The organism is Campylobacter sp. JMF_08 NE1 (genome assembly GCF_027737875.1).
In the GTDB taxonomy this organism is placed as follows: domain Bacteria; phylum Campylobacterota; class Campylobacteria; order Campylobacterales; family Campylobacteraceae; genus Campylobacter_B.
In genome coordinates, this window is record NZ_JAOVUC010000005.1 from 77,711 (window position 1) to 96,700 (window position 18,990).

At 39.5% G+C, this 18,990-nt stretch carries 22 protein-coding genes; 8 read left to right on the forward strand and 14 right to left on the reverse strand.

Annotation, left to right across the window (positions count from 1 at the left end):
• Positions 1-64: 64 nt before the first annotated feature.
• On the reverse strand, positions 65-886 hold the full coding sequence (locus OFN91_RS05535) for a hypothetical protein (RefSeq protein ID WP_270873553.1): 822 nt from the start codon (positions 884-886) through the stop codon (positions 65-67).
• A 259-nt stretch (positions 887-1,145) separates the two neighbouring features.
• On the opposite strand from OFN91_RS05535, the gene OFN91_RS05540 reads away from it, so the two are divergent.
• From OFN91_RS05540 to OFN91_RS05555, 4 genes are all read left to right on the forward strand, one after another.
• Positions 1,146-1,643, forward strand: a complete 498-nt coding sequence (locus tag OFN91_RS05540) for a hypothetical protein (protein ID WP_270873554.1) — start codon at positions 1,146-1,148, stop codon at positions 1,641-1,643.
• Between the two features lie 37 nt (positions 1,644-1,680).
• A complete protein-coding gene (locus OFN91_RS05545) occupies positions 1,681-2,118 on the forward strand; it encodes an ATP-binding protein (RefSeq protein ID WP_270873555.1) in 438 nt (145 codons plus the stop codon).
• Positions 2,119-2,887: 769 nt separating this feature from the next.
• The gene (locus tag OFN91_RS05550) at positions 2,888-3,607 is read left to right on the forward strand and encodes a metallophosphoesterase family protein (protein WP_270873556.1); all 720 of its coding nucleotides are present in this window, start codon (positions 2,888-2,890) and stop codon (positions 3,605-3,607) included.
• A gap of 177 nt (positions 3,608-3,784) precedes the next feature.
• Positions 3,785-4,834: a cytochrome-c peroxidase gene (locus OFN91_RS05555; protein WP_270858218.1), complete on the forward strand. Its 1,050-nt coding sequence runs from the start codon at positions 3,785-3,787 to the stop codon at positions 4,832-4,834.
• 120 nt (positions 4,835-4,954) lie between these two features.
• Here the strand turns inward: OFN91_RS05555 and OFN91_RS05560 are convergent, their stop codons facing one another.
• From OFN91_RS05560 to OFN91_RS05620, 13 genes are read right to left on the reverse strand one after another with little or no spacing between them, the layout of a single operon-like run.
• Positions 4,955-5,593, reverse strand: coding sequence for a YiiX/YebB-like N1pC/P60 family cysteine hydrolase (locus OFN91_RS05560; protein ID WP_270865120.1), 639 nt, complete (start codon positions 5,591-5,593; stop codon positions 4,955-4,957).
• A 3-nt stretch (positions 5,594-5,596) separates the two neighbouring features.
• Positions 5,597-5,989, reverse strand: coding sequence for a DUF4878 domain-containing protein (locus OFN91_RS05565; protein ID WP_270873557.1), 393 nt, complete (start codon positions 5,987-5,989; stop codon positions 5,597-5,599).
• A gap of 19 nt (positions 5,990-6,008) precedes the next feature.
• A complete protein-coding gene (locus tag OFN91_RS05570) occupies positions 6,009-6,398 on the reverse strand; it encodes a DUF4878 domain-containing protein (RefSeq protein ID WP_270865118.1) in 390 nt (129 codons plus the stop codon).
• A 20-nt stretch (positions 6,399-6,418) separates the two neighbouring features.
• A complete protein-coding gene (glyS, locus tag OFN91_RS05575; protein ID WP_270873558.1) occupies positions 6,419-8,440 on the reverse strand; it encodes a glycine--tRNA ligase subunit beta in 2,022 nt (673 codons plus the stop codon).
• Positions 8,424-8,558 carry a hypothetical protein gene (locus OFN91_RS05580; RefSeq protein ID WP_270858223.1) on the reverse strand — a complete coding sequence of 45 codons (135 nt, stop codon included), beginning with the start codon at positions 8,556-8,558 and terminating at the stop codon, positions 8,424-8,426. The genes glyS and OFN91_RS05580 overlap by 17 nt, the downstream gene beginning before the upstream one ends.
• On the reverse strand, positions 8,555-9,901 hold the full coding sequence (locus OFN91_RS05585; protein ID WP_270873559.1) for an endonuclease/exonuclease/phosphatase family protein: 1,347 nt from the start codon (positions 9,899-9,901) through the stop codon (positions 8,555-8,557). Before OFN91_RS05585 ends, OFN91_RS05580 begins: the two co-directional genes overlap by 4 nt.
• On the reverse strand, positions 9,889-10,377 hold the full coding sequence (locus tag OFN91_RS05590; RefSeq protein ID WP_270873560.1) for a tRNA (cytidine(34)-2'-O)-methyltransferase: 489 nt from the start codon (positions 10,375-10,377) through the stop codon (positions 9,889-9,891). The genes OFN91_RS05585 and OFN91_RS05590 overlap by 13 nt, the downstream gene beginning before the upstream one ends.
• A gap of 60 nt (positions 10,378-10,437) precedes the next feature.
• A complete protein-coding gene (locus OFN91_RS05595; RefSeq protein WP_270873561.1) occupies positions 10,438-11,049 on the reverse strand; it encodes a hypothetical protein in 612 nt (203 codons plus the stop codon).
• Position 11,050: 1 nt separating this feature from the next.
• The gene (locus OFN91_RS05600; RefSeq protein ID WP_333720468.1) at positions 11,051-12,148 is read right to left on the reverse strand and encodes a CCA tRNA nucleotidyltransferase; all 1,098 of its coding nucleotides are present in this window, start codon (positions 12,146-12,148) and stop codon (positions 11,051-11,053) included.
• Positions 12,129-12,548: a CiaD-like domain-containing protein gene (locus OFN91_RS05605; protein WP_270873563.1), complete on the reverse strand. Its 420-nt coding sequence runs from the start codon at positions 12,546-12,548 to the stop codon at positions 12,129-12,131. The genes OFN91_RS05600 and OFN91_RS05605 overlap by 20 nt, the downstream gene beginning before the upstream one ends.
• Positions 12,538-12,783 (reverse strand): hypothetical protein, encoded by a 246-nt coding sequence (locus OFN91_RS05610; protein WP_270873564.1) that lies wholly within the window; start codon positions 12,781-12,783, stop codon positions 12,538-12,540. Before OFN91_RS05610 ends, OFN91_RS05605 begins: the two co-directional genes overlap by 11 nt.
• 12 nt (positions 12,784-12,795) lie before the next feature.
• A complete protein-coding gene (gene leuB / locus OFN91_RS05615; RefSeq protein WP_270873565.1) occupies positions 12,796-13,866 on the reverse strand; it encodes a 3-isopropylmalate dehydrogenase in 1,071 nt (356 codons plus the stop codon).
• A 12-nt stretch (positions 13,867-13,878) separates the two neighbouring features.
• On the reverse strand, positions 13,879-14,358 hold the full coding sequence (locus tag OFN91_RS05620; RefSeq protein WP_270868740.1) for a 3-isopropylmalate dehydratase small subunit: 480 nt from the start codon (positions 14,356-14,358) through the stop codon (positions 13,879-13,881).
• 232 nt (positions 14,359-14,590) lie between these two features.
• Here OFN91_RS05620 and rpoD point away from each other — a divergent pair, with 232 nt between their 5' ends.
• From rpoD to OFN91_RS05640, 4 genes are all read left to right on the forward strand, one after another.
• Complete coding sequence (rpoD, locus tag OFN91_RS05625; protein WP_270872237.1) at positions 14,591-16,468, forward strand: RNA polymerase sigma factor RpoD; 1,878 nt, start codon at positions 14,591-14,593, stop codon at positions 16,466-16,468.
• 43 nt (positions 16,469-16,511) lie between these two features.
• The gene (locus tag OFN91_RS05630; RefSeq protein ID WP_270873566.1) at positions 16,512-17,219 is read left to right on the forward strand and encodes an AzlC family ABC transporter permease; all 708 of its coding nucleotides are present in this window, start codon (positions 16,512-16,514) and stop codon (positions 17,217-17,219) included.
• A 2-nt stretch (positions 17,220-17,221) separates the two neighbouring features.
• Entirely contained in the window at positions 17,222-17,560 is a 339-nt protein-coding gene (locus OFN91_RS05635; RefSeq protein ID WP_270858234.1) for an AzlD domain-containing protein, read from the forward strand.
• 64 nt (positions 17,561-17,624) lie between these two features.
• Positions 17,625-18,959, forward strand: coding sequence for a coproporphyrinogen III oxidase family protein (locus OFN91_RS05640; protein WP_270873567.1), 1,335 nt, complete (start codon positions 17,625-17,627; stop codon positions 18,957-18,959).
• The last annotated feature ends 31 nt before the right edge of the window (positions 18,960-18,990 follow it).

An 18,990-nucleotide genomic window follows, 5' to 3' on the forward strand; every position in this document is an offset into this window, starting at 1 on the left:
TTCAAATAAAATTTCTATATCAACTCAATTTCGGAGCTGACACTATTATCAGCTCCATTTTCATTTAGTAGTGAAACGCCCTCGCTTCGATTTCGCTCATCGGATACACTGCTTGTGGCATTGTTAGATACTCCTTGTATATACTCAACCCCATCGCTTTGAATATCTCCAAGTCCGTGTTCCCCATTTCTCTCATCGTTTTGGCTTGTGGAAGTGTTAGAATTTCCATCTCCCTGAGTTCCTGCCATTGTAGAGCTTGTGCTAGTTTCTCCGATAGGCTCTGACTGAAATATGGATTTCTCGCTTGTAGGTCTTGTAGCATACCCATCGTTTTGAGTTGCATCGCCCAATTCCATAGTATTCCCACTCGATACACCCATCTGCCCAGCTCTCCCACTTGCGGAAGTGAAGTGTCCCTCGTTAGTTCCACTATCTCTATCGGTAGTATCTCCCTGAGTTCGGCTTCCTGCCTGACCCATATCCCCTCCAAAGCTGTTTCCAGTCCCAGCATACATTGTGGTTTGAGATGATGAGCCATTATATAATTTATTCTGTGTCGTGCTATATACTTGCCTATCTCCACTTTCGCTTTCAAAATCCGTTGTTCCGTTAATTGTTCCTGTGGCAGGTTGTTCAATTCCTCCTGAACTTCCAACACTTTTTTCAGTATCAGTTCGGGTATCCACTCCTCCTCGATTTCATTGTCCTCCAATGGTATTGCCGTTAGTAATGGTTTGTTCATCATCTCCAAAAACAGCCCCTTTGTCAATATCGGAAGTATTTTGTGATTTTGTGGATATTGTATGAACTCCCAAATCTGTGTCGTTATTTCTTCCGTATTCAGTGGAGTTAATTCTTTCGTGTTCGGATTGATTATTTGAAACATCGTGTTCTCCTTGTTTTAAATTTTTGCCTATTATAATCAAATAAACTAAATATTAACTTAATATAAAATCTATTAAGTTAATATAAACTAAATTATTTTAATATTACCACTTTTTTAACTATTGCTTTACGATTGTCTTTTATATTTTTTAGAACTCTTAAATGATATTTTATTTTTAGATAAAGTTTAGAGCAAAACCCCCAAATCGGTAATAAAGAAAAATATTCTAAAATAACGCAAAATTTAATAAAGGCAAGCAATGATAAACGAAAAAGACAAAAAAATCATAGATGATTTTCTAAAAGAGCAAAATTTTAATTTTGATGAGTATGATGATTTTATCGAATATATCCAAGCTAGGGGTATGCTAAATCAAGATAAAAAATGGGTAGATAGAATTGTATTTACAATGCAAAATTTAAAAAAATTGTATTTTGAATATGTAAATCCAGTTAAAAAAATATCCAAAAAGCTAGGTATGAATTATAAAGAACTTGCAGAACAAATAGGCTATACGGAAGCTGGAATTAGAAACGCAGTTTCAAAGGATAAAATAAGCGAACAATTAAAAAGAACATTAGAATTATTGCTAGAAAATAAATTGAAAAAATTAGATGAGAAAGATTTATTATACCGTTCTCCAAACTTCGAGTCATACTCGCCACAGAAAGCTTTTACAGGTATCACATCTTCAACCAACAAGAACGGCAATACCGAAATTATACCACAAGAACTTCAAAAAGGCAATTGCTGGTGAAGCCGTCCGCTCTCTTCACACTCAAAGTCAAGCTTTGATGGGCGGTAATGAAGTTAATTCATTTGGTGCAAATGCACTTTCAGCAACTGCCGATACCGAAATTATACCACAAGAACTTCAAAAAGGTAATCCAAAAAATAGACTTATGATAAATATTTACGGCTCTGCTGGTGTTGGCAAAACAACATTTGCCAAAAAATTACAAGATTTTATTGTTGAATATCAAAAAGAAAATTTGAAATACAATAAATTAGAGCCACAATTCAATCCTGCATTAGTTGGCGAATATGCAACTATGCTAATAAATGATAGCAAATTTGATGAGCTTGGAAAAGAAATTGCAGAAGCAGAAGCGGAATTAAAAGATGAAAATTTGCTTGATGAAGTTGATTTTGTAGCAGTTAAGAGAATTTTGGCTTATCAACTCAAAGAAGAAATGAAAGCCAAAAAATCACAAAAACAAAAATGGCAGTAAATAGAATTTAGGATATAACAGCCCTATTCTAAAACGCAACTATATTTTAAGTTTTCTCTTTCCTTAAACCATTTTTTTCATATACGCACACGCACACAGACATACCACTACGCACAAAGCCCCATTTTAATGGGCTTCATACGATTTTAAAGGCATTAAAATCGTGAGGTGCTGAAACTCCCATTTTAAGGGCTTTCCTACGATTTTAATCCATTTTAAAACCGTAAAGGCTAAAAAAGACTAAAATTCCCATTTTAAGGGGCTTCATACGATTTTAAAGGCATTAAAAATCGTAGCAATATCGCTAAAATTGTATTTTTAAGTTTTAATTAAGCAAAAACTACTAAAAATTTGCATTTAAGGTTTCTATACTTTTTATTCGAAACTTAAACAAAATTTTATTCTGTAAAAGGAAAAATATGCTACACTTCTCCATTTTAAAATTTACATATTTTCTAATAATTTTCATAGTTATAGTAAGTAATAAGGTAAGTTTATAAAAATATAAAATAATAAAATCCCTATTTTATGGATATTCAAAGGTATAATTCGAAGCCTGCACGGGACACCACCAAATTTTCCTTTGAGCTTTATTTCGTTTCCGATAAAATACAAAAATTTCAATTTTATAGTTGTAATCGTTTTTTGGGTCAGTATTTTGGTAAATACAAAATTTAAAACATAATGAAAATTCCATAAATTTAGGATTTTACGCATAAAATAAATATCGCAAAAGCAAAAATCAAACAAAAATTTAAAAAGGCAGGCAATGAATAGAATTTTTATCACAGGCGATACGCACGGCGGCTGGCGCGGGTTTAGCGGCGAAATGGCGCGATTTAAGAAGTTTGAGAAATTCGAAAGTGCGCTTTGCAAAGATGATTTTTTAATCATCGCTGGGGATTTTGGCTTTGTTTGGAATATGTTTCAAAGCGACGCGCGCGAGGAGCAGTGGCTAAAATACTTCAACGAGCGTAAATTTACCACGCTTTTTATCGACGGCAACCATGAAAATTTCGACCGATTAAACGCCTATGAAATCAGCGAATTTGCTGGTGGCAAAGTGCATAAAATTTCGCAAAGTGTGTATCATTTAATGAGGGGGCAAGTCTATGAAATCGCAGGGCGCAAAATTTTCACCATGGGTGGCGCGTTTAGTATCGACCGAGATAGGCGAGAGCTTGGCTTTTCGTGGTGGGAGGGCGAAATGATAAGCCAGGCCGATATCTGCGAAGCGAACGCAAACCTCGCAAAACACGGCTTTAATGTCGATATCATTATCACGCACACCTGCCCCAGATTTGTCATACCGCGCGTGATAAAACTATCAATGGCAGCGAAAATTGATGATGTAAATTCGAAAATTTTGCAGGATTTTTACGACAAAATAGAGTTCAAAAAGTGGTATTTTGGGCATTTTCACGAGGACTTTAAAATCGATGATAAATTTCGGGTGATTTATCAAGAAATCGAAGAAATTCGGCTTTAAATTTAAAAAAAACTTAAATTAATAAAATTTTGTAATTTTTTTATGTTCTAGCACCTTTTTGCGATAAATTATATCTTTTTTTTTTTTAAGAATTTTTATTATTTCGCTTAAATTTTTAAGTAACTTTTTATTTAATAAATTTTAAAATCCATTTACATTTTTTTAAAGGAGAGGAAAATGAAAGTTAAGTTTTTATTACTTAGTTCAGTAGTTGTTGCTAGCTCAGTATTCGCAGCTGATGATTTGGCAAAACTTGCAAAAGATAGTGGCCTACAAGCACTACCTAAAACTGCTGCTGAAATCGCAAAACTTGCAGAGAGCGCAGCACCAGATGCAAAAGATTTCCCAACAACTGACAAAAGAGTTGAACTTGGTAAAAAATTATATTTTGACCCAAGAATTTCAAGAAGTGGAATCATCAGCTGTAATACCTGCCACAACCTAGCAATCGGCGGAACTGACGGCGTTCCAGCTTCAACAGGTCACAAATGGACTCCAAACCCACACCATATCAATGCGCCTACAACACTAAACTCAGTGTTCAACTCAGCGCAATTCTGGGATGGTCGTGCAGCTCACCTAGCTGAGCAAGCAGCAGGTCCAGCAACAGCTGCTCCTGAAATGGCTGCAACTCCTGAGAGCGTAGAAAAACTACTTAACTCAATCCCTGGCTATGTTAAAGAATTCCAAGATGCTTATGGCAAAGATACAAAAATCACTTTCGATCTATTCGCTACAACAGTAGGAATTTTCGAAAGAACACTTGTAACTCCATCAAGATATGATGAGTTCTTAAACGGCGACTCAAAAGCCCTAACTGACGCCGAAAAAGAGGGTCTAAAAACATTTATCGATAAAGGTTGTGTATCTTGCCACAACGGAATCAACCTAGGCGGCACAATGCAACCGTTCGAAGTAGCAGGCAAATACGAATTCGCTAATGTTGGCGATTTCAAAGGCGATGCTAACGGTATGGTTAAAGCACCAGTTCTAAGAAATATTGTTGATACAGCTCCATATTTCCACAATGGCGCAATCTGGTCACTAAAAGACGCTGTTAAAGCAATGGGTAGCGTTCAACTTGGTATCGAAATCAGCGATGATGAAGCAAACAAAATCGTTACTTTCTTCAACGCTCTAAGCGGAAAACTACCTGATGCAGCTCTAAAATACCCAGTATTGCCAGCTAGAACAGATGCTACTCCAAAACCAGAGTTAGATTACTAAGGTTTTATAAAATTCTCGTCGGACACACAAAGCTTGCCAAATTTGGCAAGCTTTTTTTATGCCCGAATTTTCTCACTAAATTTCACAGCTAAATTTCATAGCTAAATTCATGGCGAAATTTCACTCGCTCTCGTAAATCATTTCGGTGCCATTAAATTCAGCAAGTGCGCGTGGAAATAGATACTTGCCACGAAAAAACGGCGCGTCAATATAGGTGTAAGCGGGGGCGAAATTTGGATAAATTTGCGCGATTTCATGCTCTATTAGCGTGGTGCAATACAAATTTGGCTCAGTCGATTTTGCCAAAACAAACTCCTCACCCACGCGTAAATTTAGCGAATTTATCAAATTTCGCTTCTCTTGTGCGCTTAAAAAATTTATCCTTGCTACGCCAAATTTACGCGCACGAGATACAAACTCATCTAGCGAGCTTATCACAACGCCGTTTTGAGCGTATCGCTTGTCGCTGATTGCGTGCAGGATTTGTGTCGGCGCAGTATCTATCACTACCCCCACATGTGAATACTTCCACTCGCTCATTTGCGCGATTAGCGCGCTATCAAACTCATCGCCTAGGCGAAAAACCAGATCGCTGGGCGCCAAATTTGGCAAATTTGTTAAATTTTGCAAATTTAGGGTTTGAAATTTTAAGCTTTTATCTTGGAAAAATTGCGGTAAATTTTGGCGGATTTGCGGGATTTGCACCGCCAAAAAAAGCGCAAATCCCAAAAAAATAAAAAGCGAAAATTTAAATTTCATAAACTATCGCCATACTACCTTCCAATCGCCTTGATGATTTTTGCGCACCCTGGCGTCAAGTTCTTCGGTAGTGCCGTCGCCAAAGGTTATTTTGACCTTCATTCTGCCAGCGTCTTTGCCGATATTTTTATCGGTGATTTCGATTGTTTTGCACCCTCCGCGCCTCATAGCGTCTCTTGTGGTGGTGCCTGACATCGAGTCTGGCTTGCTCTCTACCTTGCGCTTTGTGGCTTCATCTTTCATTTGGCTTTCGCTTAGATACACTAGGCTCGCGCCTTTTTCGATATCTCCTTTGCACCCTACCGAATCGACATAGCTTTTCACCACTTCCTCAGGGCTTTGCCCACAACCTGCTAGAAAAACCATTGCGATAGCTGATAAAAATACTTTTTTCATTTTTTCCCCTTAAATTTCGTTAGTTAAGCAAAATTCGCCATTGTCCTTTGTGATTTTTGCGTAAGCTAGTAGGCTCCATTTTGGTGGTTCCGTCTTTGAAAGCGACCTCGATATCGACCTTTGCGACATCTGCGCCGACATTTTTATCGACAATTTTAATGCTTTTTACACCGCCGTGCTTTTTAGCCCTATCCATAGCACCCGCAATTCCCATACCAAGCTTGCCTTCTAGCATCGGTTTTATGCTTTCATCTTTCATCTCTGCTTCGCTTAGATAGATCAGGCTAACGACCTTTTGTGTATCGCCTTTATATATAGCCTCTACGCATGCTTTGGCCGTATCTTCGGCACCGCCACCACAACCGATTAGAAAAAACATAGCAAAAAACGCTAAAATTAACCTTTTCATTTTTACTCCTTTATTAAAATTTAAAAACTAATCTCTTTGATATCAGCCACACGCAAAAACGCATTGTAAATTTGACCGATATTTGCGATACGATTTGCCCTGATAGCCTTATCATCTACATTTATCATTACTTTTTCAAAAAACATATCGATTTTATCTTTTAAGCCAAAAAGCGCATTTAGGTAAGCCTCAGGCTCGTTTTGGCTCACACTAATCGCCTTAAACGCCGAATTTAGCTCGCCCTCAGCTTCGTTTTGGAAAAGCGCTTCATCGACAGCACCGATTTTTTCATCTTTTATGATATTTGATAGGCGTTTGAAGGTGTCGAAATTATCCTTAAATTTCTCATCTTTTGAAATTTTATCCAGCGCCATAATCGCGCTACCAAGAGCCTTTATATCATCTTCGCCGCTGTTTAGGCACGCTTTTATAATAGATGGATTGACATCGTAAATAGCATAAAGTCTATCTTTGATAAAATCCAACAATTTATCGCTATCAAGCCCAGAATATTGCACCGCTATATTTTCAACCAACGCCCCCAAATCCAAATTTAGCCCCAAATTTTGCACGATTTTGATAATTCCAGCGGCCGCGCGGCGCAGTGCGTAAGGATCTTTGTTTCCGCTTGGAATTTTATTTATGCTAAATAGACCTGCTAGGCTTTCAAATTTCGTAGCAACCCCCACGAGCGACGAAAATACGCCCACAGGAAGCTCGCTGTCCTCGGAATTTGGCAGGTATTGCTCATAAATCGCGCGAGAGATTAGCTTGTCTTTGCCCGCATGCGCAGCGTAGTAACTTCCCATAATGCCTTGAAGCTCGCTGAATTCGCCCACCATAGTGCTAACCAAATCCGCTTTGCTAAGCATTATCGCCTCTTCTAGCGCGCCAGTGTAATCCCCGCCAAACTCGGCTCTTAACTCTTTATCCCAAAATTTAGCAATCTCTTTTGCGACAGAGATTTCGCGGACTTGCTTATCATAAATCGAGCCAAGCCCGCTTAGATACGAAATGCTTTTTAGTTTTTCTGGATTTAGCCCTGATTTTAGATCGCTTTGCCAAAAAAACATCGCATCGCTTAATCTTGCGCGCAAAACTTTCTCGTTTCCACGCACGATTAGGCTGTTATCATCGGTGATTGCGTTGCTTGCGACGACGAAATGGTTGCTTAGCTTGCCATTTTTGAAAACTGGGAAATAGCGTTGATTTTCCTTCATTGAAGTAATAATTACCTCTTTTGGCACTGCCAAAAATTCAGCCTCGAAACTGCCAAGTAGCGCGGTTGGGTGCTCGGTAATGGCGACAACCTCGCTTAACAAATCCTCGTCGATTTCGATTGTAACGCCATTTGCGCTCTCGATTTCTTTAAATTCGGCTAGGATTTTTTCTTTGCGTTTTTGCGCGCTTAAAATCACGCCGTGTTTTTCCAAAAGCGCAAAGTATTCCTCTGCGCTAGTAAATTTCACCTTTTCATAACCAAAACTTCTGTGTGGGAAAAACGCTAGCTCGCTTTTTACGCCGTAAATTTCAAACTCCACGCTATCATTTCCTAGCAAGCAAGCCACACTTCGAAGCGGGCGGATAAACTCGAATTTGCCCTCGCCCCAGCGCATAGCTCTACCGAAATTTAAACTACCCAAAAACTCCTCAATCATCGCACCTAGCACGCTTTTGCTAGGCTCACCTTTTTGCACGCTCTCAAAATACAGCACCTCTTTGCCATCAATTTCTTTGAATTTCAATTCACTCTCGCTAATGCCACATTTGCTAGCAAAGCTTAGCGCGGCCTTGCTCCATGCGCCGTCTTTTAGGGCAACTGATTTTGGCGCGCCAGTTTGGACAATGAGGCTGTCGCTTTGTGTGCTAGCGAAATTTTCGTGGCAGATGACAAATCTGCGAGGGGTAAATTCGAAGCTAAATTCGCTTTGCAATCGGTATTTTTCCAAAACCGCACTCCATTTTGGCGCAATGTTTTTGTATTCCTTCAAAAACGGGATTGCTGGGAGTTCTTCGACTCCGATTTCAATAAGTAATTTCATTTTTCTCTTCCTTTTCTTGATTTCGTTTATTATTTTTTTCTATCATTTGTTTGTTAAACCCGATGACCAAAAACGCCATAAACAGCACAAATGCGGTCATCATAAGCAGATGTATCATTGAACTATAAACTCCTTTTGCTCATCATAAATCGTAAAATACGCGTTATTAAATTTTGCATTTTTTTGATTTTTGATTTTGCCTTTTTTGGAATAAATTTTATATTTTCGCCCACTTACCACGATTTGCCCGTCCGTCACATCGCCCCAGATTTGCGCTACGACATCGCCCGGAGAGAGGGTGTGATAGTTAATCTCTTTTAGCGTGTATTTTTCGATACTGCCGATATTTCCGTGGTTTTTGAGGATTTTTGCCTCGCTAAGCTCGAATTTTTTCCTATAAATTTTAGCTTTTTGCACGGCAAGATCTAGCCTATCGCCCACGCTAACGCCACTTAGCCCATACACAAACACACCCTTGCTACCTTGCGAAATCGCGCTTCCGTGCTTGTTGGTGTAGGTTACGACTGCGTTTTTTAGGATAAATGGGGCAGAATTTACATCGCCGTAAATTTCAGAAATTTGCGCCTCTTTTAACTCTAAATTTGGGTTTTGCACGGCTAAGCTTTTGGGTTTGTTTGGTGAAATTTTTTCACTGCTTAAAACAAAGCTAAGCGCGATATGATCGGAGCTTTGCGCCACGCTTTCGGCCTTAAACGAGCCTTTTTTATAGCCAAATTTTGCCTTGCCAAAAAAATCATCGCTAAGCAAAATATGATCTAGCAAAGCCCCGCTATCGTGGGATTTGCACGCGATTAGTTTATTTGCGAAGCAGACATTATCGCTCCACAAATCGACAAATTTGCCCTCGCCCAAAATTTCGTTTAAAAGCGAATTTTTGCCAATGCCGGTGTTAAAATCGCCCAAAATCACGCTGTTTTTTTTGTTTTTTATGACACTTGCTAAAAAATCAAAACTCTTTTTTCTATCCCCGATAGGATTGCGTGCAGAAAGCATGTGCAGGGCATACACGCTAAATCTCGCCCCCTCAAACTCAAAATCCGCTCTTAATATATCACGGGTTTTGACGCTACTCATACGATAATACTCGCTCGAAATTATCGGGATTTTTGATAGCACCGCCACGCCAGCTGGGGCTGATTTGGGGTTTGAAAATTTATAAAATTTATACTGCGTTTTGTTTGCCAAAGCCTTTAAAACGCCTTCGTTTTCAATCTCTTGAAGTGCGATTATATCAGCGTTTATCTCTAAAATTTCGCTCGCAATTTTATTTAATTTTTCTTTATATTTTGTCTTGTTCCATTTGCCAGATTCTAGGCGGAAATCCTCGTATTCGTTGCCGTTGTTTTCGCCGTCAAAGAGATTTTCGACATTGTAAGTGGCGATTTTCAGCTCTGCGCCAAAGAGTGCAAGTGCGACGAAAAGAAGGGCTAAAATTCGCAAATCTCGCTCCTAAAATCAAATTCGCCCAGATTTTGGCGAATCGCCTCGTATGTGATAATACCCACGCTCGTAGCCAAATTTAGGCTTCGCCCAAGCGCAGTCATGGGAATTGTTATACAATTTTCACGATTTATTCTCATTATATCAAGTGGCAAACCATGACCTTCTGCGCCAAAAAATATAAAATCGTTTTTTTGAAATTTAGCCTCGTAATACAGCTTGTTTGTCTTGGTCGTAGCGAAAAAAAATCGCTCTTTGTGTGCCTCGTTTGCCGCGTAAAATTCGTCCCAGCTCTCCCAAATTCTCAAATCCAAATTCGCCCAGTAATCAAGACCGGCTCTACGCAAATGCTTATCATCAATGACAAAACCAAGCGGTTTGATTAGGTGCAATCTACTGCCACAATTCACGCACATGCGCCCAATCGAGCCTGTGTTTGTGTGGATTTCGGGATTTACTAAAACGATATTAAACATCAAGCCTTCCTTATTAATTCAAACCGATGATTTTACTAAAAACTCTCTAAATTTACGCTTTTAATTACACATACCAAGAAAACCCCAGCATTCAGTCCATAGTCTATTGACCCTAATGATATTTTCTTGTGGATATAAAACAATCTCATAGCCCTCTTTATGCCAAATTTGAGTCTTTGTATCACTGATAGAAGTAATATCTAAATTTTTCTTAGAACCAAAAACTAAAAACTCTTTATTTCCCTTAACATGTCCCAAATAGCTAAAATTTGGTGCCGCAAAAGATGATTTTAAATCAGCTAAGTTATTCGCATCTGCAACACAATGTGTTTTTTCAATTTGTTTATATCCGTTATTTTCTAGTTTGTCTGGTGTTATGCCATGACTTTTATCAAGCCCGATATAGCTTACATAGCAAATATCGGTTGCACTATCAGAAAGATTTGTTTGCTCTTTTCTACGATATAAAAGCAATTCTTCTGGTTTAGCTTCGCTTAATATCTTAACTTCTTCTAAATTATCATGCCTAGCACTGATAAATTCACGATATGGCTGAGAAATAGAACTAATAGTATAAAAAGCAATAATATACAATACTAGCAATAAAATTAAAATTACTATCAAAATACAAACCCATTTTATTAATTTAAGTAACAGCCCAAATACTTTCATTTTATCTTTCCTTTAAATATTTTTTGATTTCATCTTTTTGACGGCGTTTGATTTCGTTTGCGATTTCTTTGCCTTTAAAGCCGTCATTTATGATGGCTTCGCTTTTAATTTTTGAAATAAATTTTTTCTCATAAATTCCAAGTTTTTTAGCACTATTTACGCGAGTTTGGTTATACGCACCCAGCCACGAATTTATCGGCATTTGCAGTGAAATTTGCATTAGTTTTTCATCATTAATTTTTTTATAAAACGGCTCGTTTATAATGCGCCTAAAATGCGAATTTAGCTTTAAATTTTCTAAAATTTGCTTTTTGTCTAAGTTTAGCAAATTTAAAACTGCGTATAAAAAAAACGCCTCGTCGCTTACAAATTTCCGCCCATTATCGATAAAATTTGCGATTTTTACGCACCGCTCCCGCGAAATTTGCACGCCAAAAATTTTCTCAAAAAGCCCCAAATCGTGCAAGATTACTAGCCCCAAACCCTGAAATTTAGCCCTAAAAAGCTTGATTAGCTCAGCGCAAATCCGCTCCACACTCAAATCAGAAGTATCGATTTGGCGCATTAATTCCAAACTTTTTGGCTCGATATCGAAGCCAAACCGCGCCGCAAACTGCACCCCGCGATACACTCTTAGGCTATCTTCGACGAAGCTTTTTTCATCGACAACGCGCAAAATTTGGGCCCTTAAATCATTTAACCCGCCGTAAAAATCTAGCACCTCGCCACTAAAAATATTTATCATCATCGAATTTATCGTAAAATCCCTGCGCCTAGCACCGATTTTTTCGTCATTTGCAAGGGCGACTTCAAAGGCTTTGTGCCCCACTCCGACCTTATTTTCGGTGCGAGGCAGAGCAATGTCGAAATTGTGAAATTTATAGACGAAAAACTGCTTTCCAGTCCCAAGTGCGCCAAGCTCGCCCATAATTTCGCTAAATTTTTGCGGATTTATATCATAAACTTCGATGTCGATGTCGCCACTTTCGCGCCCCAAGAAAAAATCGCGCACGAAACCGCCAACGAAATACGCTCTTTTTGTATATTTTTTAAGAAGGTCAAAAATAGCGATAAAATCGCTATTTTGATAGATTTTCAAGTCTGTTTTCGATACTCGCAAGTAAAAATTCCATAAATTTCAAATTCAGCTCGACCCTAGCCTCGATATCTGTGCTATCGAAGGAATTTAGCCCCTCAAAAAGCACCAATATCCGCTCCCTAATCGCGCTTAAAAACGCCACCTCATCGCTGTTTGCGCTAGCCTTGCTTTTAGGAGTATTAAAATTCATCTCGCTAAAATTCAAGCTATCATCATCGCCCAAATTTTGCGCAATCTCGTCGCTGTTTAAATCAGCGCTCAATTCATCGTTTGAATGCTCGATAAACTCAGCAAAACTCACCGCGCTGGTAGAATTTTGCGAATTTTGCACCTGTTTTTGCGCTTTGATTTCGCTTTTTACAGCGTTAATGATATCGTTAAATTCGTTCTCATAATCCATTTATTAGCCACCTTTTAAGCTCACGATTTTTATGCCCACCAGGACTTAGGAAAATCTCGCTCATTTGCATATTTACACCGCTTTTTATCCTGTGATTTAATCTAACTCTGGCAAATGCCACCCTCGCGTCGCTGTCGTTTGAATCTACGCGCAAGAGCGTGCGAGCAAGTGCCAAAGCGCCGTAAAAATCGCCCTCGCGCTCCATTTTTAGGATTTCTTCTATCGCTTCGCCCATTTTGCGCTCAGATTAAAATTTATGCGTATAATCGCTGATGATTGATCCAATCTCGCTTGTCGAGCAGATCTCTTTGGCGTCAAATTTCGCTATATCTTTGGTGCGGTATCCATCGCGCAAGACCGATTTCACGGCGTTTTCGATACACTGCGCCGCTTCGACCTCATTAAATGCGTATCGTAGCATCATCGCAGCACTCATTATGGTTGCGATCGGATTTGCGATTCCCTGACCTGCGATATCAGGCGCAGAGCCGTGAATCGGCTCGTAGATTCCTACCTTGCCACCGATACTAGCACTTGGCAAAAGTCCAATCGAGCCACAAATCATACTCGCCTCATCGCTTAAAATATCGCCGAATAAATTCTCAGTTAGTAGCACATCAAACTGCTTAGGATCGCGCACGAGTTGCATTGCAGCGTTATCGACATACATTTGTTCGAGCGCAACTTCTGGGTATGATTTTGCCACCTCCGCGACTACTTCGCGCCAAAGCTGGCTAGTTTCTAGCACATTTGCCTTATCGACTAGTGTGATTTTTTTGCCCCGTTTCATCGCCGCTTCAAAGGCGATTTTCGATACTCGCTCGATCTCTTCGTAGCTATAAACCATAGTGTTAAATGCGCTTTTTTCGTGTTTTTCGCGTGGTTGTCCGAAGTAAATTCCGCCTGTTAGCTCGCGCACGACCAAGATATCCACGCCTTTGACGGTTTCTGGTTTTAAAGTGGAAGCATTGATTAATTCATCAAAAATGATTGCCGGGCGCAGGTTTGCAAACGCACCAAGCTCTTTTCTAAGTTTTAAAAGTCCGCTTTCAGGGCGTAAATGTCGCGCTAAATTGTCCCATTTAGCCCCGCCAATCGCTCCAAAAAGCACAGCGTCGCTTGCTTTGGCGGCATTTAGTGTCTCATCAGGGAGCGGAACGCCGAAAATATCGACAGCGCAACCGCCCATTAAATGGTAGTCGAAATTTAACTCAAAGCCAAATTTATGGCTCACACTATCTAAAACCTTAACCGCTTCTTCCACGATTTCAGGACCGATTCCATCGCCTTTTATGACGCAAACATTATAAGTTTTCATAAATTTCCTTAATTATTTCATTTGAGATTTCGCATAATTTATCGCGCCACCTGCATTTAGCAGTTTTTGCATAAATGGTGGAATTGCGCCGAATTTATACTGCGTATTTTGGGTCAAATTTTGGATTATTCCCTTATCCAAATCGATTTTTAGCTCATCGCCTTCGCCAATTTCATCAGTTTGGTCGCACTCTAAAATCAAAAGCCCCATATTGAAGCTATTGCGATAAAAAATCCTAGCGAAATTTTTCGCGATTACACACGAAATACCTGCCGCTTTTAGCGCCATTGGAGCGTGCTCTCTACTGCTGCCGCAACCAAAATTTTTACCAGCTACGATGATGTCGCCTTGCGAAATTTTGTTATAAAAATCCTTGTCAGCGTCCTCCATAATGTGCTTTGCAAGCACATCTGCATCAGATGTATTCAAATATCTAGCCGCGATGATGATGTCCGTGTCGATATTGTCTGCAAACTTCCATACTTTTGCCATAATTTTCACCTTTTCAGTTTTAAAATAAACTTTTGATTTTAGCAAAACTTAGATTAAATTTAAATCAAATTCGAGCAAAAAACAGCGTATGAATTTTGCAAAATTTCAAAAATTCAGCCAAATTTTAAATTTTGAAATTTTGCCCTAAATTTGGGAATTTTTTATAAGTTTAAGTTTTGTTTTATAAAATTTGGGTATAATTAAAGGTTATTTTTGCAGACAAGGAGATTTGATGGCAGTATCAGCAAAAGAACTTAACTCTACGCTTGAACAATTTTTTGAAGAAAACCAAAAAAGCTACATAACCTTTGAAAGATTGATTAAATTTTTCGATACAGCTCCAAAGACAGCTGTCGTAAAAAAAATCGAAACTCTTATCAAAAAATACGATGTGGAGCTGATTTCGGCTGCTGAAATTTCAAAAATCCGAAATATCGAGGACGCAAAATTAAAAGAAGCTACCCAAAAAAGGCTACTTGACGAGGGCTGGGACGATGATTTTGATATCTCAAATGATGTCGAGCTTTTGGAGTGGTCGCGTTCTGATAGCCCAGTGCGTATGTATCTGCGCGAAATGGGACAAATCCCGCTTCTGACCAAAGACGGCGAAATAGAAATCAGCAAAAAAATCGAGCTTGGCGAGGATATCATCATCGACGCATTTTGCTCTGTGCCATACCTAATCGACTTTATTTTGGATTACAAAGAGCCTTTAATCAACCGCGAACGCCGTGTAAAAGAGCTTTTCAAAAGCTTTGATGATAGCGACGAAGAGGGAGCTGAGGACGAGGAAATCGACGATGATTTTAGCGATGATGAGAGCGAGGGCGAAGATGAGGAAAAAGAGGTCAAAAAAGCCCCTAAGAAAAACGACAAACGCACTCTAAAAGTCATCGAAAGCTTCAAAGCCCTAGACAAAGCCAAAAGAGAGTGGATGAGATTTGCCGAAAAAAACGCCGAACAAATCAAAGATAGCAACGACACACTATCTAAGCTAAATTTGGCATTTAAAAAGAAAATTTTAAAAGAAAAACTTATGGATTTGGGTCCAACTAGCAAGCTAATTACCGAAATCGTCAAATCCATGGAAACAGCCCTTAAAAGCGACGCAGGGTTTGACAAAGAGCTAAAACGCCTAGAATACAAGCTTCCAATGTTTAGCCAAGAGCTTCGTGAAAACCACGAAAAAATCCTAAAAGACATAACAAAACTAAGCAAAGAAGATATCATCGCCCGTGTGCCAGAAGCGACCATGGTATCGACTTATGTGGATATCAAAAAGCTATTTTTGACAAAAGAGGCAAGCAAAAAAAGCTTCAACTTAGAGCCTGAGAGACTAAAAGAAATTTTAGAGCAAATCAAGCGAGGCAAACGCATAAGCGACAACGCAAAAGCGCGCATGGCAAAGTCAAATTTGCGTCTTGTCGTCAGTATCGCCAAACGCTACACAAATCGCGGTTTGCCGTTTTTGGATCTAATCCAAGAGGGAAATATCGGACTTATGAAGGCTGTGGATAAATTCGAGTATCGCAGAGGATACAAATTTTCTACATACGCCACATGGTGGATACGCCAAGCCATTTCACGCGCAATCGCCGATCAAGCCCGCACAATCCGTATCCCAATCCACATGATTGAAACTATCAATCGCATAAACAAAATCACACGCAAATATATCCAAGAAGGTGGCAAAGAACCAGATATCAATGTCATCGCCGAGGAAGTGGGACTTAGCGTGGATAAGGTCAAGCAAGTCATCAAAATCACAAAAGAACCAATCAGCCTAGAAGCGCCAATCGGCAACGAGGACGACGGCAAATTCGGCGATTTTGTCGAGGATAAAAACTCAATCTCGCCAATCGAGCAAATCCTAAAATCAGATTTAAAAGAGCAAATCGACGATATTTTAGAGCAGTTAAACGATCGCGAGCGCACGGTGATTCGCATGAGATTTGGGTTATTAGACGATGAGAGCGACCGCACCTTAGAGGAAATCGGCAAAGAGCTAAATATCACCAGAGAGCGCGTGCGCCAAATCGAAAGTTCTGCGATCAAAAAGCTAAAACACCCAAAAATCGGTCGCAAACTCAAAACCTACATTGAATCTTAAAATTTAAATTTCGCCCTTTTTGGGCGAAATTTTACCCCGTCTTATGAGCAAATTCGAAATTTTCAAATCCACAATACCGGTTATGTTAGGCTATATTCCGCTTGGAATCGCGTTTGGAATTTACGGCATTTCGCAGGGATTGGAGTTTTGGGTGATGATGATAACTAGCCTGCTAGTCTATGCAGGGAGCGTGGAGTTCGTGCTGGTGGCGTTTATCGTAACTGGCGCCTCGCTGATAGATACCTTTATCATCTCGTTTTTGCTAAATTTTCGCCATTTTTTCTACACAATGTCGCTCATCGACGAACTGCGCGCAATCCCACGCAAAATTTATCCCATTTATGCGCTTACTGATGAGACATTTGCCCTGCTTAAAACTCGCGTTTTTTTAAGCGATGATGAGCGCAAAAATGGTATTAGCGAGCAAAGAGCGCGCGAGCTAGGGCTGATTTATAATCTCACGGCTGTTTTTAACCACTCGTATTGGATTAGCGGTGTGGCGATTGGATCGATCCTTGGAGCTAGTTTAAATATCGATTTTAGCGGGGTTGAATTTAGCCTTGTGGCGCTTTTTGCTATGCTAAGTTACGAAATGTTTAAATCAAACCCACAGCATAAAATTTTGATTTTTAGCCTTATTTGCGCGTTTGCGGGGCTGTTTGTATTCCCCGTGAAATACTACCTTTTTGGCACACTGCTTTGCGCGATTTTTGCGCTTTTAGCATTTCGCAAATTTTTCGAAAGGCCCTAGCAATGGAGATTTTCGCATATATCGCAATGGCTAGCATAGCTACCGTGCTTACGAGATTTTTGCCGTTTTGGCTCTTTAAAAAAAAGAGCAAAAACCCCACGCTCGTGTATCTGCAAAAAAACTCCGGGCTTGTGATTATGATAGTGCTTATGATTTATGCGCTAAAAACTATGATTCCAAAATTTAGCGAAAATGGCGAAAATACCGCATTTTTCGCCACTATTTGCGGGCTCGTGTTTTGTCTGGCGCTCTCATTTTTGGCGCACGCTAAATTTAGAAATTCACTGATTACAATCGCAGTTCCGACGCTTTTATACACGATTTTTCTGCGATTTATATGAATTTTAAGATAAATTTCGCTAAATTTAAAAGTTAATTTTTTATTTTAAAGAAGGTTTAAGCTTTATGCAAATAATCACAAATTTTATCCAAAATTTTGCCAAAAAATATGCTAGTAAAACAATGCAAAATTCACTTTATAATTCCCTTAGAATCGATATTTCTGATCAAAATATAGAGAAAATCCCCGATCCAGCGAAAAACTACATGCTCTACATGCATGTGCCGTTTTGCCACACATTTTGTCCGTATTGCTCTTTTCACAAATACGCCTATGACAAAGACGCCTGCAAAGCCTATTTTAGCGCACTTAGAACAGAAATGCGTCGCACAAAAGAGGCAGGATATGATTTCAAAACACTTTATGTCGGAGGTGGCACAACCTTAATCGATGAGGACGAGCTTTTGCGCACATTAGAGCTTGCAAAATCGCTTTTTAATATCGAGGAAATTTCATGCGAAAGCGACCCTAACCACATCGATCCTGCCTCGCTTGCAAGGTTTCGTGGGCTAATCGATAGATTAAGCGTGGGCGTGCAAAGCTTCGATGATGAAATTTTGCGCAAGGCTGCGAGATATGAGAAATTCGGCAGTGGCGAGGTTTTGCGCGAAAAACTAAGCAAGGCAGTTGGGGTGTTGCCGATTTTAAGCCTTGATTTGATTTTTAATTTCCCATTTCAAACAAAAGAGAATTTACTCCACGACATCGCTATGGCAAAATCCGTAAATCCAGAGCAAATCACCATGTATCCGCTAATGAAATCGCCTCTAATGCGCGATCAAATTGCGCGAAATTTAGGCATAAGCAGTGTGGATAATGAAGAGGAATTTTACAAAATAATCTGCGATGAATTTAGCTCGTGGCACAAAAACAACTCATGGGCGTTTGCGAGGGAAAGCTCAAATATCGCCGATGAGTATGTGGGCGCAAACCACGAATATTTGGGCATTGGAAGCGGTGCGTTTAGCTTTTTGGACGGCAGACTTTTGATAAATGCTTTCAACCTAAGCGATTATTCAGCTCGTATCAAAGAGGGCAAAAGCACAGTGATTGCCACATGCGATTTTAGCGAGAGTGAGAGGGCAAAATATATATTTTTGACCGAGCTTTTTAACGGCGAGATTGACATGGCAAAATTCCAAAGCGCAAACGGCATAAATTTACGCAAAGAGCTAGGGCGCGAAATCTCGCTACTTAGGCTTTCAAACGCAATCCGCGTGGAAAGCGGCAAAATCACCACGACGCAGTTTGGAAAATATCTTTGCGTGATTTTGATGAAGGAGTTCTACACAGGCATGGATAAGGTCAGAGCGACCTTCAAAGATGACGCTAAAATCAAGCGCGCAAAGCATATCGCGATTATGGAAGAAGAAGTGCAAAATGCGCAACAAATTGCTTAAATTCGCTCAAATTTTAAACCAAATTTAACGA

Excerpts from the sequence above, each read along its gene's own strand:
- OFN91_RS05535 (WP_270873553.1), bottom strand. The coding sequence starts at position 886 with ATGTTTCAAATAATCAATCCGAACACGAAAGAATTAACTCCACTGAAT.
- OFN91_RS05540 (WP_270873554.1), top strand. The coding sequence starts at position 1,146 with ATGATAAACGAAAAAGACAAAAAAATCATAGATGATTTTCTAAAAGAG.
- OFN91_RS05545 (WP_270873555.1), top strand. The coding sequence starts at position 1,681 with ATGGGCGGTAATGAAGTTAATTCATTTGGTGCAAATGCACTTTCAGCA.
- OFN91_RS05550 (WP_270873556.1), top strand. The coding sequence starts at position 2,888 with ATGAATAGAATTTTTATCACAGGCGATACGCACGGCGGCTGGCGCGGG.
- OFN91_RS05555 (WP_270858218.1), top strand. The coding sequence starts at position 3,785 with ATGAAAGTTAAGTTTTTATTACTTAGTTCAGTAGTTGTTGCTAGCTCA.
- OFN91_RS05560 (WP_270865120.1), bottom strand. The coding sequence starts at position 5,593 with ATGAAATTTAAATTTTCGCTTTTTATTTTTTTGGGATTTGCGCTTTTT.
- OFN91_RS05565 (WP_270873557.1), bottom strand. The coding sequence starts at position 5,989 with ATGAAAAAAGTATTTTTATCAGCTATCGCAATGGTTTTTCTAGCAGGT.
- OFN91_RS05570 (WP_270865118.1), bottom strand. The coding sequence starts at position 6,398 with ATGAAAAGGTTAATTTTAGCGTTTTTTGCTATGTTTTTTCTAATCGGT.
- glyS (WP_270873558.1), bottom strand. The coding sequence starts at position 8,440 with ATGAAATTACTTATTGAAATCGGAGTCGAAGAACTCCCAGCAATCCCG.
- OFN91_RS05580 (WP_270858223.1), bottom strand. The coding sequence starts at position 8,558 with ATGATACATCTGCTTATGATGACCGCATTTGTGCTGTTTATGGCGTTT.
- OFN91_RS05590 (WP_270873560.1), bottom strand. The coding sequence starts at position 10,377 with ATGTTTAATATCGTTTTAGTAAATCCCGAAATCCACACAAACACAGGC.
- OFN91_RS05595 (WP_270873561.1), bottom strand. The coding sequence starts at position 11,049 with ATGAAAGTATTTGGGCTGTTACTTAAATTAATAAAATGGGTTTGTATT.
- OFN91_RS05605 (WP_270873563.1), bottom strand. The coding sequence starts at position 12,548 with ATGGATTATGAGAACGAATTTAACGATATCATTAACGCTGTAAAAAGC.
- OFN91_RS05610 (WP_270873564.1), bottom strand. The coding sequence starts at position 12,783 with ATGGGCGAAGCGATAGAAGAAATCCTAAAAATGGAGCGCGAGGGCGAT.
- leuB (WP_270873565.1), bottom strand. The coding sequence starts at position 13,866 with ATGAAAACTTATAATGTTTGCGTCATAAAAGGCGATGGAATCGGTCCT.
- OFN91_RS05620 (WP_270868740.1), bottom strand. The coding sequence starts at position 14,358 with ATGGCAAAAGTATGGAAGTTTGCAGACAATATCGACACGGACATCATC.
- rpoD (WP_270872237.1), top strand. The coding sequence starts at position 14,591 with ATGGCAGTATCAGCAAAAGAACTTAACTCTACGCTTGAACAATTTTTT.
- OFN91_RS05630 (WP_270873566.1), top strand. The coding sequence starts at position 16,512 with ATGAGCAAATTCGAAATTTTCAAATCCACAATACCGGTTATGTTAGGC.
- OFN91_RS05635 (WP_270858234.1), top strand. The coding sequence starts at position 17,222 with ATGGAGATTTTCGCATATATCGCAATGGCTAGCATAGCTACCGTGCTT.
- OFN91_RS05640 (WP_270873567.1), top strand. The coding sequence starts at position 17,625 with ATGCAAATAATCACAAATTTTATCCAAAATTTTGCCAAAAAATATGCT.